Origin of the sequence: Micromonospora sp. NPDC053740, from assembly GCF_040677775.1 — a bacterium.
In the GTDB taxonomy this organism is placed as follows: domain Bacteria; phylum Actinomycetota; class Actinomycetes; order Mycobacteriales; family Micromonosporaceae; genus Micromonospora; species Micromonospora alfalfae.
Genome location: NZ_JBFASO010000001.1, coordinates 1,013,131 through 1,030,223 on the forward strand (window position 1 = coordinate 1,013,131; position 17,093 = coordinate 1,030,223).

Below are 17,093 nucleotides of genomic sequence, written 5' to 3' on the forward strand. Positions count from 1 at the left end.
GGCGCCCGGTTGTCGTACCACTGAGACGAACACCCCACCCAGCGGGTCAAAAGCGCAGTGAGACCGTGACCGTTCCCTCCGTCCCGGCGATCGCACCTGACCGGAACCCTGGCCCGTCCCGACGGCACCGACTACACCGCCGGCGTGGACAGCTGCTTCCGGCCCCGGCTGTGTACTGCCACTGCGAGCCTGCAATTTCCAACACATCAGACCGATTTGACGAGGCGACTGAGATGCGAACTGAAGCGACCAGAAAGTTCCAGGAAGCGACCGACGAGAAGTTGGCGACCGTCACACGAAGTAGCTGGACCTGGAGCCGGATCCGCGCCATCGCCTTTTGGGCCACGACGTTTGTAATCGTTTTCGAGTTGGCTGCTGGATCCGTGTGGAACCTGCTGACGATCGAATGGGTGGAAGTGCAGTTGCACCACCTGGGGTACCCGCACTTCTTCGCCTACATTCTCGGCGCGTGGCAGGCCGGCGCGGCCGTCGCGATCATCGCGCCCGGGCTCCCGCTGCTCAAGGAATGGGCGTACGTGGGCGCTCTCTTCCTGTGGTCGGGTGCCGTGGCGTCGCATCTGGCAGTCGGTGACGGTCTCAAGTCGTGGTGGGTGCCGTTGATGTTCGGCACGTGCGCCATCGCGTCGTGGGTGCTGAGGCCAGCCGACCGCCGGCTTCCGGAGACTCGGCTCCGTCGGGCCGGCCGTGCCGACGCTGGACCGGATGGCGTCGGACCGTTGGAGATCCGTCCCCGCACCTGGGCAACCCGTCCTCGCGCTTGGGTTGTCCCGATCGGACTCATCGTTGTTCTGTATGCCGTCTCGTTCCTGACGCTGCCCGTGATGGAAGACGTCATGCGCGAGCAGGCAGTTGAGCTCGGCTGGATCGACAGGTAACGAGTAGGCCTCGACGTTGCGCGACGGTTCCTCGCCCGGTCGTGGACGCACGACATCCGTGTCAGAACCGTTCAGGACGCTAGGTGATGCCACGGCTGACAGATCGCGCAGCACCCCGCAGTGCCGTGGAAGATCACGCCTGCACTGGAAGACGGTCACGAATCTGCCCCGTCACCCGTCAACCAGCGCATATCAAAGGAGACGACCATGACTCACCGCCTGGTGGTACTCGGCGCCGGGTACGCGGGCCTCGGCGCCGCCAGGCGCGCCGCCCGCCGGCTGCGCCGCACCGACGTCGAGGTTACGCTGATCAACGCCACCGACCGATTCGTGGAACGAATCCGGTTGCACCAGCTCGCCGCGGGGCAGGCCCTGCGAGACCGGCCGCTGCGAACCATGCTGGACGGTGCCGACGTGAAACTCGTCGTGGCCCGGGTCACCGCCATCGACGTCGACGCCAGGATCGTCCGACTGGACGCCGAGCCGTACACGGTCGGTTACGACACCTTGGTGTACGCACTGGGCAGTGGCGCGGACGTCAGCTGCGTGCCGGGGGTACGGCAGCACGCGTTCACGATCGCCGAGGCGGCTCAGGCGCAGCGGCTCCGGTCGCATCTGCTCGGTGCCTCGGCCGGCGATGTCGTTACCGTCGTCGGCGGTGGCCTGACCGGCATCGAGGCCGCCACCGAGCTTGCCGAGGCATATCCGGGGCTACGGATCGAACTGGTGACGAGTGACGCCGTCGGTGGTTGGCTGTCTCCGCCCGCCAGGCGCCACCTCGGACGGGCGTTCGACCGGATGGGCATTGGCGTCCACCAGGGTGTTCAGGTCGAGATGGTCTCGGCGGCAGGCCTGCGCCTCGACGACGGGCGGGATCTCGACGCGGAGGTCGTCGTCTGGACGGCAGGTTTCCGGGTGTCCGCGCTGGCCGATCGGGCCGGTCTCGCCGTCGACGGCCGTGGCCGGATGATCGTTGACGAGACCTGCCGATCGGTGTCGCACCCGCAGGTGTACGGGATCGGTGACGCCGCGGCGGCACCCGCATTCGGCGGTGAGACCCGGATGTCCTGCCAGACCGGCCTTCCGATGGGTCTGTACGTGGCAGACGCGATCGCGGCCGTGCTGGACGGACGGACGCCGAGGTCGCTTCGGATCCGCTACGTCTGGCAGAACATCAGCCTCGGCCGACGGGACGGGATCACCCAGTTCACCCGAGCCGATGACACGCCGATCGATGCGGTACTCACCGGCCGGACCGCCATCGCCTTCAAGGAGGCGATCAGCCGCAGCACGATGCACCGCCTGCGCCACCCCGGCCCCGTGCGCTGAGGGGAAGATTCGGCAGTGGTGTCGGTCATCGTGGAGGTGACGTTGTGGCGCACGCTGACGGCAAGCATGACGTGGCTGATGCCGATCGTTTCCTTCCCGCCGACCCCTACTTACCAAGATCGCCGGGAACGCCGTTAGCAAGGCATTCCCGAGCTGGCGTCATCGGTGTACCTCCACTCGTCACCCACCGGCGACCTCGAGGCGGCGAGCGTCAGGGACGCAGCGCCGGTGAGCACCGCCGCGACCAGTCCGGACAGGATGTGTCGAGATTTCACGAGGTCCTTCCTGATGGTCAACAGGGTGATCGTCCTGATGGGTTGAAGTGGCAGGCAGCGCGGGATGCCGTTACTGGACGGGAACCTGGAAATCGCGGAACGGGCCGATCTTGACCTTGAGGGTGGCGGCGGTGTCGGGCAGGGCGAAGAGGTTCCAGAACTCGCGGGTCTGGCCCGGTGGGAACTTCTCGGTGCTGATGCGGACGCCGGAGACGGCTGTGCATGCGCAGTAGAAGTCCACGCCGTCGTCGGTGGGGACCTCGATGCGGCCGGGCAGGTACTGGCGGCGGGCCACGAGGTCGGTCACGCGGACGTTGGTGGCGGCCTGGTATTTGTACGCCTCCCAGTCCTGCGCGTGGTGTAGGTCTCTGAACCAGGCGTCGGACGAGCCCTTATTGGTGATCTTGTAGGTGAGCAGGCCGAGGCCTCCGGGTAGCCGGCGCAGGCCGGTGACCTCCATCGCGATGGGCTGACCGTCGGCCCTGGCGCTGCCGGTCAGGTCGGTCGCGCCGGTGGTGGTCGTGGCCACCGGTTCCTGGGCAGCGGGTTGAGGTTTGGGGAAGGTCACCGTGACGCGGCGATTGCGGCGTTTTCCCTCGTCGCTGTCGTTGCTGTAGAGCGGGCGGCGTGAGCCGTACCCCTCGGTTTGGAAGCGGACCCCGTCTCTGGTCAGCAGCGCCGACAGGGCGTGTTGTACTGCCTGGGCGCGGCGCAGCGAGAGTGGGTCGTTGATGGCGTCAGTGCCGGAGGAGTCGGCGTGGCCCGCCACGGTCACCACCGTGGCGGGCGAGGCGTCGATGAGCTTCGCCGTGCGGGCCATGACCGACCTGGCTTTGGGGGTGAGGGTGGCCTTGTCCACCGCGAACAGCACGTCGGCGGAGAGGTTGACCTGCAGGTCCTTGCCGTCGTCGGCGGTCTCCTCCGACTTGTCCAGTGATTCGGAGGGGAGGATGAGGCGGCGGGTGACCGGGGTGACGGGTTCGGCATCGGGGTCGGGAAAGTCACCGACCGGAGCTTCGTCGCTGATGGGCACGTCGAGCATCGGCGGGCCCACTGGGGTGACGACGACGGTCGTCGCGGGGTTGCCCGACGGCGCGGGCAGCACCGCGTAGACGGTGATCGACCGGCCGGGGTCGATGAAATGGCCGAGGCCGTCGCGGCCCAGGCCACTGCACAGACAGGGGGATCCGGCGGGTTTGTACGGCAGGAGCCAGGTGCGGGCCTGCGCGTCAAGGATGCCGATGCCGGAGGCCCACTTGATCTCGCCAAGCGGGCGCGTGTGGTCGCCCATCTCGCCAGCCCAGGACAGACGCTTCTCTGTGCCGGTGTTGGACAGGCGAATCTGAGCGATGAGGTGCCTGCCCTCGACGCGGTTGAGGCCGACGACCTCGACCTTCAGGTTCTCGGTCATGGTGCTGCGGGTTTCGGCCAGGGCCGTGCCGGTGGTGGCGGTGGAGGTGGAGGTGGCGGACGGAGTGTTTGAGGCGGGCGGCGGCGGGGAGTCCTTGTTCGGCGGTCCCCCGCACCCGATCATTGCCAGGGTGAGTACGGCGCTCAGGGCCAGCCTCCGGCTAGACCTGGGGGAGGCGTCCTGACGTCGGAAATGACGGAGCTTGGTCATGATCCTCGTTTGCGGTCGGTGCGGTTGGTCGCGGGTGGACCCAGGGTGGCGCAGCAGGTTCTTACGCACGGGGTCGTTCGGATCGGGCGGCGTCCGTTGTTCCGGCCTATGCCCGACTCCTGGCTTTCAACCTTGGTCTCACCACACGCACTCGACGAAGCTCCACCCCGTTTTGTGACAGCCACGAGCCACGACCACCTCCGCGCCGGGGCTATCCAGGGTGAAGGTTGCCGGCGCATCCTGTAGCGCTCACTACAACTAGAACGATCGCTACGGGTAGATTTGTGGCGACGGCATCGTCAAGATCGCGGCGCGGTCCTTGGCGCAGCACCCCACGAGCGACAAGGCCCCGACGAGAACGACGACCGCCCCGGCCACAATCGCGCTCACTGTCGGCGCTTCCGCCGCCGCCACCATGCCGCAGCCAGCCGCACCAAGTCCGCTTATTGCGACGGCAACACCGCGCATCTCCGTCATCCTTACTCCTCAGCAAGCTCGGCGTGTGTCTGTGCCGTCACGATCGCGAACCACGTGTCCGAGGTGGTCCGGTCGAACGCAACCGAACATCGGACGCCCTCGAGGAGCCGTGGCAGTACTCTGCTGACGTGACGGTGAGTGACCCGATCCCAGCTCTGCGCGATCGACTCCGCGCGCTACGGCGGCAGGTGGGCTCTCCGACGCTGCGGGCCATCGCCGTAGCGGCCAACCGGAACGGGCAATACTTACCGAAGTCGACCCTCAGCGAGGCCATACGATCGGCGAACATCAATCGAAAGGCGTCCGACGTCCCACACAGGAGGTGTCGTGCCTGACCTGATCGTGGCGCTCCAGCGGCGGATTGACGTAAATGCCCTGCGCGCCGTCAACACCTACCAGCGCGAGGTGCCCGAGTACGCGTCGCCGTCACCGGAGCAGCTCGCGCACATGCTCGACTTCGCGCGTTTCATTCGACGGGTGAGTCTGGAGCGCGTACGGGACGACACGTCGCTCGACGAGGACGACCTGGCGGCCATCGGCGACGTCGGCCGACGACGAGGCGAGGATCGGCTCTCGCTGGCGTCGCAGCGGCAGGCGCTCAGCACCCATACCGCACTGATGCTGCGCGATGTGGTGGAGACCGCTGCTCCGGCTAACACCGAGGACGTGCTCCACATGGCCAACTGGCTCGGGCGGGAGGGCAACCGAGCCCGCTGCGCCTACCTGGACGGGTACCTTGTTGGCGTCGCACAGACCTGGTCGATGTCGGCTCAGGTCCAGTTGCTCGCGCGGTCGCTGCTGGCCGACGAACCACCGCCGGTGGGCATCGCTCGGGCGGCCGGCGTACGTCTCGGGCATCGGTGGCTAGTGACGGTTGTTCGGTTCGACCCGCCGGGCCTGGCCGCCCCGGAGCGGAAACGCATCGTCGCGACAGCCCTGGCGTCCTGGCGGATCCCGATGTCCTGGCTCGGGCCGGCGGAGTTGGTACTGGTCACGCCGGCATCGGTCGACGCACCGGCGGCCACCTCGGCTTGGCTCGTCAACGGTGGGGTCCACGGTCCAGTGGCGGATCGCACCCTGGACCTGGTCCGTGGCGTCGCCGTGGACTCCGGCCGTGGGTGCGCTGCCGGCGCGGCCCTCGGAGCGGTGGGCCAGCTGGCCGGTGTGCTGGACCAGGCTCGACAGATCAGCCGATTGACGTCGGCGGAGCGCAGACCCCAGCACCTCTACAGCGTCGCGGACAGGTTCGTCGAACTCGGAGCCGCCCACTCGCCACACATGGACAGTTGGCTGCGGGAGCTCGTCACCCGACTCGAAGCCGGTCCGGACCTGATCCGCACCCTCGACGCGTACTACCTGCACGACATGTCCCGACCGGCGACGGCACGGGCGCTGGGCGTCCACGCCCGCACGCTCGACTATCGCCTACGGCGCGTCCAAGAGCTGATCGGGCTGCGTCCCGCCTCGACCCGCGGCGTGCGGATCCTGACCGCCGCCGTCGCCTGGACGATCGCCGATCGGCTGCGGCAGGCTTGACGGGGCCGGGCGTACCCGGCCGGCCCCCGCTGGCACTGCGGTGGCCGGCCGGTTTGATCCGTGCGGCCTCCTCAGCAGGTGACCTGCACGATGGGCGACTGTGTTGTCAGCGTCAGTGACGGTGGGTAGTAGCCGCCGGGAGCGGTGTACGTGTGGATGCCCTTGGTGACGTAGTAGTTCGGCACACTCTGGCAGATCGTGAAGGCGACACCTGTGTACGTTTTGTTCCCCGGGCCGGAGTTCAGGCTTCCGACCGACACCAGGTAGAAGCCGCTGCCTGGGACGTACTGGTACAACTCGGCCTGAGCACCGATGTACGGGATTGGCGCGTCACACCACGAATCCGCCTTGCCGTCGATGCTGCCCGGGATGCCGTTGCCGCCGGTCGACGCATGTGGATACTGGGCCCGCGCGGTGCAGGTGATCACATTCTCGGCGGCTGCCGCGACCGGTTTACGAGTGGTCGGCTTCCGGCTGAACGTAGGTGTTACCGCTACGACCTGCCCTCCGGCCAGAGCCTCCGCCGCATCGAGCACCGGCTGGGGGATCGCCCCGGCAGCCATCGCAGACCCTGCTGCACTGGCCGGAGAAGCAACGGCGGCCACGGAGACCGCCAGCAGTGCGGCAAGCCCGATGCCGAGCACGCGACGTCTGAGCATCTTCCCCTCCTACAATCATTCCCCGCAGTAGCAGGGGAATCGAAAAAACATGGTGGGGAAACTATTCAGCGACGGGCGTGCCGACGTCTTCGTGAACGATCGCAAACCTTCCCCCTAATCGACGCCTGACTTGTCATGACGCACAACGACCGGCACCGCACCGTGACATGTGGACTGATGTTCCCCGGGCGGACGATCGTTGGGCTTCGGCCGCTGGCGAACGCGGGAACCGCTCGGCTGGTCGGGCGCGCGACTGGCCACCACCGACCTGGCCACCACGATCGAGACGTTGAGGGCAACCGGCGACGGCGACATCGCCTTGGTCGGAGGCTCCGCACTGGCCCGGGCCGCGACCCGGGCAAGCGCCGGAATCGTGAACACGATGCCCTGCCCCTCGGCGCACGACCGCGCCCGCAACCGACATCGCAGCGGCATCGCCTGGTCCAAAAGCACCGTCCGCGTCATCCTCACCAACCCCCGCTACACCGGCCGGCAGGTCTGGAACAAGCCCCGTACCGACGAAGTCCTCCTCACGCTGAGCGGCTGGCGGCGCCCTGACCGTCGCTAGCGAGTTGCAGATGCCTCGAAAACCGACGCTGTCCGTGTTCATCACATGACTTGAGGTGATGATGGCCAAAGTTACGCTGCCCTGACGTGCGCGAGCGAGCCGAGCTTTGCCGATTCCGGAGGTGCCACCACGATGGACAGCCGAATAGCACGTCCCGCGACCCTCCTGTTGGCGGCGCTGTGCGCACTGTTGCTGCTCGGCGTCGACGCGGTGCTGGGTACGGTCGCGCCGGTACGGGCCGGTAGCGCCACCGCGACAGTCAGCGGCACTCTGACCGAACGGTCCGGCCGACCGGCTGGCCAGGTCAGGGTCACCCTCGCGCCGGACTCCGGCGCCGAGCATCCGACCTACTCGACCACCACGGACCGGGCTGGCCGGTGGCGGGTGTCCGGGGTGTCGGCCGGGCGCTACCGGATCACCAACCAACTGCCCGGCGTGTTCCGGCCCCGCTACTACCCGAGCCGGCTCGGATTCCCCTGGGGAGCTGTCACCGTGCCGACCCGTGGCCGGCTCGTCGTCGACGACGTGCTTCCTCCGGCCGGCCGGATCCGGTTCGTCGCGGCCGACGCGGCCACCGGCGCCGAGGTGCGGAACTTCTGTGTGCAGGACCCGATGGAGCTCGGCCTCATCTGCACCAACCCCGCCGGGACCTTCCCGAACGGGTACGTCGACCTGGAGGTGCCGCCCGGCCACTACCGATTCACCGGTGCCGCGAACGACGGCGTACACGAGGGTGGGATGGTCGAGGCGAACGCGGTCGCCGGGCGGGTGACCCACGCGACGCTGCCGGTCCAGCCGCCCGGTAACGAACTACGAGTGACACTGCGAGACCGGGCGACCGGCGCGCCGGTGCCCAACGCGGGAATCATCGCCATCTCGGTGGACAAGCGGTTCCCCGACATCTATGACGCCAACGAGATCTCCGACGAGAACGGGGTGGTGCGGTTCCGGAGCCTCCACCCGGACCGGTACAACATCTGGGCCGGCGGCTCGGCCGAGGGGCACGGCGCGCAGTGGGTCGGCCCGAACGGTGGCACCGGCGACCGGACCAAGGCACTGGTGGTCGCGCCAGGGCCCGGGATCACCACGCTGCCCGACATCCTGTTGGACCGGGCTGGGTCGATCACCGGGTCGATCACCGACGCGGTCACCGGCCAGCCGGTGTCGGTGACCGTCGCGCTGACGACCTACGATCCGTTCTGGTACGAGACCACCCGGAAGGTTCCCGGCGACGGCTCGTACACCTTCAGCGGGCTCGGCCCGTACGAGTGGTCACTGGCGTTCATCCCACCGGGCAACGGCGGCGCCAACAGCGTCTACGCCACCCAATGGTCCGGTGGGGCGCCGAACAGCGTCAAGGCGACCCGGATCAAGGTCGTCGCAGGCGGCATCACCGTCGCGAACGAGCGGATGAGCGCCGGCACCGCCGTCTCCGGCCAAGCCAACGGCCTCCCGGTGTACGGCTACAGCTACCCCGTCTACGTCTACAACGCCGACACCGGCGACATCGTCGCGGTCGACGAGAACGTCGAGGACGGCCGGTACGACGCTCGACTCCTGCCCGGCCAGCGGGTCCGGCTCTGCCTGCACCCCGACCGCTGCTACCCGAACTACGTCCGGCAGGTCGACGCGTCCGCCATCCGGGTGGGCACCTCGCCGTTCACCGTCAACTTTCCCGGCCCTCGGGGCTGAGCCGGGACGAGCACCGGCGCCGCCCGCGCACCCCGGTCCGGGCCGGGTCAGCGTTCATTGCCGACTTCCGCCAAGCGAGTGCGCAGGTCGCCCCTGAGTAGAGGGGACCTCGATCGGGCTTCGGGCAGCATCCACTCAAGGCTCCCCCGCGCATCAGCCCTGAAGCGTTACAGCGAATGCAGTGGCGAATCCCGTCTGGACGCCGATCGGTGCCGAGAGCGTCCGACACGGGAGGTCGCTACCCTTGGCTCACTGTGACGTCTGTTGTCTGCGTCTGAAGCTCACGAAGATCAAGACTTTGCCGAAACATTACGGTGAAGAGAGGTACGGCGTTTTCAGCTACGGCGCTCAGAGGGAGTGCAGTGGCTCGGAAACGACTCGTCACACTGCGGATCGTGATCGCCCAAGACAGTGCAGGCGTCCACGCAGCCGTCAGATCTGTCCATCCTGCCGTCGCACGTCCTTGATGCTGAACAGGAACGGCAGATTCCCGAAGCACCTCTCCCCCGACGGCACCAACTGTTCCATCTCCGAGGCGAACAACCGCAGATAGGATTCTGAGCAAGCGCCCCGCTTTACGGTCACGTTTCACGCGCTTTCGGCGGACACGTGAGGATCCTGCTTAGAGGCCTGAGCCATCGGAAGTGATCGCATTGACCGCCTTGCGCTGCATGGGGGATCCGAATCATCCGAAAAGTTCGCGGATAACTCCCATTGCTCGTGGCGAGATCGCTTCGTCGGGTTAAAGGTCGCTGCACAGACGTATAGCGTCGTCCACCGTCGTTACCTTGGCCAGCGCCGCCAGGGCGCGAAGGTCGTCCACGTCGCGGGTTCGCGCCGCGAGCGCTTTCATCGCGAAGATGTGCTCCGGAGAGGCGGCCATCACGCGCAGGCCAGGGTGGTCGAAGACTCGCCGCTTGCCCGGGTCATCCTTGCCGGAGACATACACGCTGGCCTGCTCGTTGAGCCACCACGGCGGTAGGCCCAGTTCGTCGGCCACTGCACGCGCCTCATCGAGGACGACTCCGTGCGGGACGAACAATGCGTCGACGTCCCTGGTGACCCGTTTCGCGTCGTAGGCGAGCGCCATCGCGGCACCACCCACAATAAAGATGTCAGCGACGACTCCGCGGCGGACAAGCCGGTCGCCCAGGTGAGTGAACGCGCGTTCGAGTTCCGCGCGCCCCATGAGGACGCTGTCTGATCCGCTCACGCCGCGGCCAGGTCGTGAACGGACAGGTACACACCGTGCTTCCGGAATGCAGCCGGGGCCCACGCCAGGGCGTCGGCCCGGTGAATGGCCAGTTCGGCCGGGAACCATGCCCGGCGCAGCACACGTGCGTCGACCCATGCGGGCGGAGCAAGATCCGCCTGAGCTAACAGGTGCTCCGCGAGCGCGGCAAGCAGCGCGTCCCACCGTGGGTCTCCGGTTAGCCCGGGCTCGTCTCTTAACAGGTCGACCCTGGTTTCGGCGGGTTCCCAGCGGTACTCCTCCAGAAACTCCCATACGAGCTTCCAGCGAGTCTGGTCGGTGTCCGCGGATGCCAGATGGGTGGCCAACCTGGCCAGACTCATCGGTTCGTAGCTGGTACCCATCGGGCAAGCCTCACCTTCGAGCCGACGGCTTCATCCGTTGCAGACTATCGCGGCGCCGCCCGCGAACACCGCAGAGGTGGGGTGGCGACGGGTGCCCGATTTTGGGCCGCGCCCCTGCTCGGAACGTTCACTCATGCTGCGCTCCCGGCATCACCCTTGTGATCTTGGTTGTAGACGGCGCAGTCTGTGACGTTGCCTGTCAAATAACAAGGGGTGCATGCGAGCGTGACTCTCAGTCAGGATGCGATCGAGAAGGCGACGAAGCTGGTCGAGTTTCTCGCTTGCCGACGGAGGACCAGCCGATCACGCTGATCTGGTGAGGGCGCACCCGCCGCTCAACTGTCCGGCCGGTGCCGACGTCGATCAGCGCCACGCGGTCACACGTAGACGGCGTGGGTCGGAGAATTGGTCGAGCACAGCCGACCGGAATGGCAACCAACGCTGCAACCCACGGAGGTTGTGGCTGGACAGGTGCTGCCCGCGAAGCAGCGCTTTTCGCCAGCAAGGCCGGGTGTCGGGCAATGCCGAATGGTGATGTCTGCTGCAGGGATCGGTGACAGTTTCAGTCACGCGGCCTGACTGGCCGGTGGGGTCATGATGATCTCGTACTCGATAGGGTCAACCGGGACAGGGAGTCGACTCGGAGCATCGGCGCGCGTGCTGGCCCGCGAGCACAAGACGTCCGTCGCCACCCGGTTGATCAAGATCGCCTAGGACGCCGGCGCGACCGGCCCATACCTGCTCGGAGAGCAGCTGGCGCTCCTGCTCGACGGCGCCTCGGCCCGGACCCGCACCCTCGGCGTCGACGTCTACCCGACCGCTGCCGGCATCGCGGCCGCCCTGATCGAGCACGCCATCCCCGACACGACACCCGCGCTGGGATCACGCTGACGTTCTCCGGTCACCTTGACGGGACGAATTGTTTGGTACTGGCAGGAGCGGGAACACGGCTTGCCACCATGCGCTGTCCGGCCCACCCGACGATCACCGGCCTAGCATCCAGATGGGAGCATCCACATGGCTCCGCACGAGGATGACACCGTTGTCACACACCACCGTGCCGAGATCGACGGCTTCAAGACGCACTACCAGCTCGGCGGCGGTCTTTGCCTCCGCCGACGGCTCGGGCCGCTTCTTACGTCCGCTCTGATCGTTCAGCGTCGCGGTCATCATGGCACCCTCCTCACCAGGCACAACGCCAGGCAGGTCAGGCCGGAAACACAGTTAGATCCACACTCCCTCTGTCGGGGTTGCCGTGTTCCGCACGCATGAGATGCGGCCGGGGTGGGTGCCTTCTCTACTCCGAGGCGGCGGTGTCCTCCCGACCAGCGCAGCCTCTCTGGTCGGCGCCTGCCGCTTCCCAGCGGCCAGCCCTATACCCCGCTGGAACCTCCCACCTCGCGGAGCTGCTGATAACGGAGCATACGAAGATTCACTTGGTTCACCCGTCCGGCCTTCCCCTCGCCCGTAGCCCCCGGGTGGAACGGGAACCCTTCGGCTTTCTCCTGGGCTTCGCACCCCGCAGTCACCCGCGACGCACGCCAGGACGGGGACGATCCAATGGACACTGGACCGGATCACACCTTTGTCATCGACTACCTCCAAGCAGTGCGATCACTCACGACGTGCGACCTCACGTCGCACGGCTGCCCCCAGCTTCAATCAGGCCGCTGCGACGACCCAACGGTGAAGTCGTCTCACCTCCACACAGTCACAAAGTGCTTCGTGGCGCACGGTTTCCACGTTCCGCATGCATGAGAGACGCACGGATAGGGCGCCCTCTGTACCCCGGGGACGATGGTGCTCACCCGGCAGCGCTGCGTTCCACCACCGGCATCCGCCGCTTCCCACCGGCCAGTCCCTGACCTCGGCCCGGTCCCGCTTCCCTCCACCCGGACCTTCAAGATGACGAGGCATCAACCAAGGGTTCACTCACGTTCGCCCGCCCGTACTTCTCCTCACCCGTAGCCCCCGGAAGGAACGAGGACCCTTCGGCTTGAACCCTGGGCTCCGCACCCCGCAGTCACCCACGACGCACGCCAGAGAGGAGACCGGCCACCGAGCACGGACCGGGGATCACGTCACCACACAGGCACCTCCTCCGCCGTGATCCACTCACCACATGCGACCTCGTGTCGCACGCGCAGTGTCTTGCCGTCCACGGCGATCGCCTGCCGCTGAGCGGGTGCTGTCGCTATGGTCCGGGTGGACAGCCAGCCGCTGACGGCGGCGGTGAGCAGGTCCGGGTCCAGGGGCTGCAACAGGCGGCGGATCATCGACTCCGACGGGCGCCGATCCGGGACGATGCCCAGCGCGAGCGCGGTCGCAGCCGGGACATCGGCAACCCACTCGGCGATCGCGGTGTAGGAGCGGTAGCCGGCCACCACGGCACACACGGCCGCAGTGACGACGACCGTCAGCCGGTGCCGTACTCCACGACGAGCACGGGGATCCGGCAGATCGGCCAGCGCTGCGAGCAGCCCGGCAGCGGTTTCGGGCGTGGTGAGAGCCGGTGCACCGGACAAGGATGAGATCAGCGATGATGGCAGCGCGGGCATGACTCACTTCGGACGATCAACAAGGCGTAGGAACCTCGATGATCATCTGAACGGTCATGCCCGCCCTGCTACCACCAGCAAGGGCGCGTCTACACCAACCCCATCAAGCCGGGCACTCCACGACTTTGCCGGGACCCTGCTGGTAGAGGGGCTTGACCCCCTGATTTTGGACACGGGGTTTATGCGGCCGGGGCCAGCGTAGCTGGCGCTGGCCGGGTGCTCTTCTCGTAGGTGATCGGTGGCTGCTGTCCAAGGCGGGAGTGGCGGCGAACGGTGTTGTAGCGGTGCGGCCGCCGGAACGTGGTCAGCGGTGCTTCGCGTTCGTCTATGAAGGCGCGGCGGCCTTGCACCCGGATGAACTCGGCAACCTAGCACACCTCGGCGGCTTGGCCGTCTCGCACGTGTCCTACGAACGACTCGCTCCGGACCCAACCCCATGCGGCGAGGCGTCGGCGGAGTCGATCCCGGGCACGGCCTGGTCGAGCAATCGCCGGACCGAGGATTCGGGCTGCAGAAGGACGTGACGCAGTATGGTCTCGTACGTTCGCAGCAGAGCCGCTACGTGCCTCTCGTCGGCCTGCGGGAGAGTCGTCTGGTACTCCAAGGTCAAGCACGGCTCGTCGACAACGATGAAGTAGCAGGAGGCGGCGGACGTCTTCTGCTGACTCGTCACCCGCGGCTCTGCGAACGGGATCTGGTCGAGGGGGCGCTTGTCGTCTGTACCGGTGAACCCCTCGTTCAGGGCATAGTTGAACATGTACTGCCGCCGTGGCCGTCCACCGATCATCTCTTCGGCCAGGTTGTTGAACTCGTCGACGTCGTAGCTGGCGTAGCGGAGCGAGGCCAGGCTGTTGGCCTGAAGGCGTTGGATCAGCTCCGCGACCGTCCCTCGCGGGATGAGATCGGCATGCACAGGTACGACCTGGTTCATGGAGGTGACCAGCCCACTCGTTCGAGGGTCGAACCGGTTGGAGGACATGAGCCACCACGCGGCTGACAACTCATCGAAACAGGCGGCCGTGGTCAACGTGGCGGCGGCCAGCAGCAGTGTATGGGGCAGCAGACGCATGCCGCGCGCGCGGCTGAGGAGCGCGCCAGCGAGATGATCCAGACGCAGTTCACCGTCATGACGCGTCGGCAGCGTGCGTAGGCGCTCACCGGGCATGAAGGGGCTCGGCGTCAGCAGGCCGCTGGCCAGGAAGTCACGAAGATAGCGACGCCCCCGTTGTCGCCTCTCGCGCCAGGACGTCGAACGTTGCTCCGACGCCAGGGCCCCAGGGCTCCGCACGGCGTCGCGCCCGTCGATCGAAGGCCCATGCGGTGCGACCTTGAGGATCGGTGACAGGCCCTGCCCGACGATGCGCTGGGCCCAGCCGTCAGCGGCGATGTGGTGGATGCAGAAGCCGATGCCGCGAGGAGTGCCGTCGGTCGTGGCTATTGTCGCGCGCCACCCGACCTCATCCTCGATCCTGAAAGCGCATTGTCGGGAGGCTTCGACCAAGGCGACCTGCGCCTCGGCCGAATTGTCGATCTCCGCGTACTCCACCACGCTGATGGGTTCCTTCTCGACCCGTTGTGTCGGCGGGCCCTCTTCCGGCAGTCGATAGACCGTGCGCAGCGATTCATGTCGCCGAGCAAGATGGTTCAAAGCCGCGTGTACCTCATCCGTGGCAAGCCCTGTTCGAAGTGGTAGCCAGTAGGCAATGTTCGCAATATGCCACTGGCTAACGTCGATGTGTTCTATGCTGCGCAGCACGGACAGCTGGCCGTAACTGAGGAGAGCCAGGACAAACACCACCTCGGACCAAGCAACTGATCGTCCGGGAATCGGAACGACCGATCCTGCGGGCACGCTCTCGTCGTGTACGCCGAGCTGCACTCTGGCAACACGCCCCCCGCGTATGCCCCCATCGAATCAAGAACGACACCGCAAGTCAAGTGGGGCGGTCGGGTCCGTCGTGGCCGGGGTGTGCCTTCGGATCTGGGGCCGGGCTCTTCGCTGAAGCGGATCGCTGGCCGCGGCGGTGACGCTGTCCGACGCGTCGATGGCGCCGTCGCCGGACCCCGAGGTTCTGCGCTGGCACGAGTTCCTCGACATCCACCAACAGCCGGTCCTGCGCCTCAACGCACTCGCCCTGTCACCGGCCGGGGAACCACTGAAGATCATGCTCGGCGACGCCACGTTCACCGCGCACTCGCTGCTGCGCTCGGTCACGCGGACGCTGCACGGTTTGCCACGCAGCGGTGAAGGCGACAAGGAGTCGGAAGACGCGGCCGAGGACTTCTACCAGCAGGGCACCTGCGGCGAGGGCAGCCAGCACACCGGCGATCACGGCCCCGATGCTGCCCCACGCCTGCATCCAGTCGGTAATCTTCGGCTGTTCCTCGCCAGCCGGGGGCCGGTAGGACTTCGAGAAGTCGACCATGAGCACGACGGCCGAGGCAGTGATCAGGAGCCCGGAGCCGACGAGCCAGGCGACCAGGTGCTGCGCGATCCAGTCGGAGAGCTTTTTCACCCTGCTATCATGCCGACGGCCTGCCAGGGCAAGCCTGGCGGTCCGGATCACTCGCCGTGGCCGTCGGAGGCCCCCCCTTGCGAGACCGGATCCGTAGTGTAGACCTGTGAGGTTCGAAGAGGGGCAGAAACTCCGCATTCCGGACAAGCGCCTGCCGGAGTGGGTGACCGTGATGAACGCTTTGCCCTTGGCTGGCGGTGTTCGGCTCTTTGTGCTCGACGCCAATGGGCGTCTTCTCCCTCAGCCGGTTGATCTCACCGACGCCGAGGCGGCGAGGGTTCTCGCTCTGACTCAGGACGGTGGAGGTGACTCGGCGCGCGTACTGGCGGGTATGTGGACCCTGTGGATGCCGAAAATCTCATCCACCCTGTTCACAGCCATCTTGATCACCGGGGCAAGGGAGCTGGGGCCGACGCGGATCTTCTCGGCTGGATCGTGACGGTGCTCGACGTCGAGCGCTGGGCGACGATGGGGTGTGTTGTTTCGACTGGCGTACCTCGGCGTGACCAACGCTCTGGCTCTGCTGCGGCTGCTGCCGATGAGTGACCGCGACAAGGACGCCGAGATCCTCGCTCTGCGGCACCAGGTCATGGTTCTCGAACGTCAACTGCACGGCGAACGGGTCCGGTTCACTCCAGCGGACCGGGCGTGGCTGGCGGCCCTGCTGCACCCGCTATCGCGAACCGTGCGCAACCAGCTGCGGTTGCTGGTGCGCCCGGAGACCGTGCTGCGCTGGCACCGCGATCTGATCGCCCGCCGGCATGCCAGCAGTTCCCGGCCCCACCGGCCCGGACGGCCACGAACGATCCGGTCGATCCGCCGGCTGGTCCTGCGACTGGCCCCGGAGAACAACAGCTGGGGATACCGCCGTATCCACGGCGAACTACTCGTCCTGGGCGTCAAGGTCGCCGCGTCCACCGTCTGGGAGATCCTGAAAGAAGCCGATGTCGATCCGGCACCTCAGCGCACCAGCAGCACATGGGCGACGTTCCTGCGCTCCCAGGCCCACGCCATCATCGCCGCCGACTTCTTCGAAACCACCACACTGACCGGCGCCCGCCTCTACATCCTGGCCGTCATCGAACACGCCACCCGCCGCATCCGAATCCTCGGCGCCACCGCACACCCCACCGCAGGCTTGGTCACCCAGACCGCACGTAACCTGGTGATGGACCTGGAAGACGCCGGCTGCCAGGTGAAATACATGATCCGGGACAGGGACGGCAAGTACCCGGCCCTATTCAACACCATCCTCGCCGACCTCGAGTTTCGCAGGGGAGTGTGTCGATTTCCGTGTTTGGGCCTGTGGTGTGATCGATGCTGTTAGATGGCGATCCGGTCGCCGTAGGCGAGGATCAGGGCGTTGAGGG

16 protein-coding genes are annotated in these 17,093 nt (G+C 66.9%); 7 read left to right on the forward strand and 9 right to left on the reverse strand.

The window, feature by feature from the left end:
• Positions 1-233: 233 nt before the first annotated feature.
• Together AB0K35_RS04440 and AB0K35_RS04445 are read left to right on the forward strand one after the other, a co-directional pair.
• Positions 234-896 (forward strand): DoxX family protein, encoded by a 663-nt coding sequence (locus AB0K35_RS04440; RefSeq protein WP_363883711.1) that lies wholly within the window; start codon positions 234-236, stop codon positions 894-896.
• Positions 897-1,103: 207 nt separating this feature from the next.
• Positions 1,104-2,225, forward strand: coding sequence for an FAD-dependent oxidoreductase (locus tag AB0K35_RS04445; RefSeq protein WP_363883713.1), 1,122 nt, complete (start codon positions 1,104-1,106; stop codon positions 2,223-2,225).
• A 345-nt stretch (positions 2,226-2,570) separates the two neighbouring features.
• Here AB0K35_RS04445 and AB0K35_RS04450 read toward each other — a convergent pair whose 3' ends face one another.
• Together AB0K35_RS04450 and AB0K35_RS04455 are read right to left on the reverse strand one after the other, a co-directional pair.
• Positions 2,571-4,121, reverse strand: coding sequence for an OmpA family protein (locus tag AB0K35_RS04450; RefSeq protein WP_363883715.1), 1,551 nt, complete (start codon positions 4,119-4,121; stop codon positions 2,571-2,573).
• 270 nt (positions 4,122-4,391) lie between these two features.
• A complete protein-coding gene (locus tag AB0K35_RS04455) occupies positions 4,392-4,598 on the reverse strand; it encodes a hypothetical protein (RefSeq protein ID WP_363883717.1) in 207 nt (68 codons plus the stop codon).
• A 327-nt stretch (positions 4,599-4,925) separates the two neighbouring features.
• Here AB0K35_RS04455 and AB0K35_RS04460 point away from each other — a divergent pair, with 327 nt between their 5' ends.
• Entirely contained in the window at positions 4,926-6,134 is a 1,209-nt protein-coding gene (locus AB0K35_RS04460) for a helix-turn-helix domain-containing protein (RefSeq protein WP_363883719.1), read from the forward strand.
• 71 nt (positions 6,135-6,205) lie between these two features.
• On the opposite strand, the gene AB0K35_RS04465 is transcribed toward AB0K35_RS04460, so the two are convergent.
• A complete protein-coding gene (locus tag AB0K35_RS04465) occupies positions 6,206-6,793 on the reverse strand; it encodes a hypothetical protein (protein WP_363883721.1) in 588 nt (195 codons plus the stop codon).
• 199 nt (positions 6,794-6,992) lie between these two features.
• Between AB0K35_RS04465 and AB0K35_RS04470 the strand changes: the two genes are divergently transcribed.
• Both AB0K35_RS04470 and AB0K35_RS04475 read left to right on the forward strand, forming a co-directional pair.
• Entirely contained in the window at positions 6,993-7,361 is a 369-nt protein-coding gene (locus AB0K35_RS04470; protein ID WP_238671396.1) for a recombinase family protein, read from the forward strand.
• Between the two features lie 132 nt (positions 7,362-7,493).
• Positions 7,494-9,053 (forward strand): carboxypeptidase-like regulatory domain-containing protein, encoded by a 1,560-nt coding sequence (locus AB0K35_RS04475; protein WP_363883723.1) that lies wholly within the window; start codon positions 7,494-7,496, stop codon positions 9,051-9,053.
• A gap of 742 nt (positions 9,054-9,795) precedes the next feature.
• Here AB0K35_RS04475 and AB0K35_RS04480 read toward each other — a convergent pair.
• The 6 genes from AB0K35_RS04480 to AB0K35_RS04505 all read right to left on the reverse strand — a co-directional run bounded on the left by AB0K35_RS04480 (position 9,796) and on the right by AB0K35_RS04505 (position 15,723).
• Positions 9,796-10,266 carry a DUF6036 family nucleotidyltransferase gene (locus AB0K35_RS04480; RefSeq protein WP_363883725.1) on the reverse strand — a complete coding sequence of 157 codons (471 nt, stop codon included), beginning with the start codon at positions 10,264-10,266 and terminating at the stop codon, positions 9,796-9,798.
• A complete protein-coding gene (locus AB0K35_RS04485) occupies positions 10,263-10,649 on the reverse strand; it encodes a hypothetical protein (RefSeq protein WP_139586411.1) in 387 nt (128 codons plus the stop codon). Before AB0K35_RS04485 ends, AB0K35_RS04480 begins: the two co-directional genes overlap by 4 nt.
• A gap of 984 nt (positions 10,650-11,633) precedes the next feature.
• Positions 11,634-11,822, reverse strand: coding sequence for a hypothetical protein (locus AB0K35_RS04490; RefSeq protein ID WP_363883727.1), 189 nt, complete (start codon positions 11,820-11,822; stop codon positions 11,634-11,636).
• Between the two features lie 908 nt (positions 11,823-12,730).
• Entirely contained in the window at positions 12,731-13,174 is a 444-nt protein-coding gene (locus AB0K35_RS04495; RefSeq protein WP_363883729.1) for a transposase family protein, read from the reverse strand.
• A gap of 439 nt (positions 13,175-13,613) precedes the next feature.
• Positions 13,614-15,086, reverse strand: coding sequence for a condensation domain-containing protein (locus tag AB0K35_RS04500; RefSeq protein WP_363883731.1), 1,473 nt, complete (start codon positions 15,084-15,086; stop codon positions 13,614-13,616).
• A gap of 259 nt (positions 15,087-15,345) precedes the next feature.
• The gene (locus AB0K35_RS04505; protein WP_363883733.1) at positions 15,346-15,723 is read right to left on the reverse strand and encodes a hypothetical protein; all 378 of its coding nucleotides are present in this window, start codon (positions 15,721-15,723) and stop codon (positions 15,346-15,348) included.
• A 106-nt stretch (positions 15,724-15,829) separates the two neighbouring features.
• On the opposite strand from AB0K35_RS04505, the gene AB0K35_RS04510 reads away from it, so the two are divergent.
• Together AB0K35_RS04510 and AB0K35_RS04515 are read left to right on the forward strand one after the other, a co-directional pair.
• Entirely contained in the window at positions 15,830-16,162 is a 333-nt protein-coding gene (locus AB0K35_RS04510) for a hypothetical protein (protein ID WP_363883735.1), read from the forward strand.
• A gap of 150 nt (positions 16,163-16,312) precedes the next feature.
• On the forward strand, positions 16,313-17,050 hold the full coding sequence (locus tag AB0K35_RS04515; RefSeq protein ID WP_363883737.1) for a transcriptional regulator: 738 nt from the start codon (positions 16,313-16,315) through the stop codon (positions 17,048-17,050).
• The last annotated feature ends 43 nt before the right edge of the window (positions 17,051-17,093 follow it).

Coding starts and splice junctions, on each gene's coding strand:
- AB0K35_RS04455 (WP_363883717.1), bottom strand. CDS start 4,598: ATGACGGAGATGCGCGGTGTTGCCGTCGCAATAAGCGGACTTGGTGCG.
- AB0K35_RS04445 (WP_363883713.1), top strand. CDS start 1,104: ATGACTCACCGCCTGGTGGTACTCGGCGCCGGGTACGCGGGCCTCGGC.
- AB0K35_RS04475 (WP_363883723.1), top strand. CDS start 7,494: ATGGACAGCCGAATAGCACGTCCCGCGACCCTCCTGTTGGCGGCGCTG.
- AB0K35_RS04440 (WP_363883711.1), top strand. CDS start 234: ATGCGAACTGAAGCGACCAGAAAGTTCCAGGAAGCGACCGACGAGAAG.
- AB0K35_RS04515 (WP_363883737.1), top strand. CDS start 16,313: ATGGTTCTCGAACGTCAACTGCACGGCGAACGGGTCCGGTTCACTCCA.
- AB0K35_RS04465 (WP_363883721.1), bottom strand. CDS start 6,793: ATGCTCAGACGTCGCGTGCTCGGCATCGGGCTTGCCGCACTGCTGGCG.
- AB0K35_RS04450 (WP_363883715.1), bottom strand. CDS start 4,121: ATGACCAAGCTCCGTCATTTCCGACGTCAGGACGCCTCCCCCAGGTCT.
- AB0K35_RS04485 (WP_139586411.1), bottom strand. CDS start 10,649: ATGGGTACCAGCTACGAACCGATGAGTCTGGCCAGGTTGGCCACCCAT.
- AB0K35_RS04490 (WP_363883727.1), bottom strand. CDS start 11,822: ATGATGACCGCGACGCTGAACGATCAGAGCGGACGTAAGAAGCGGCCC.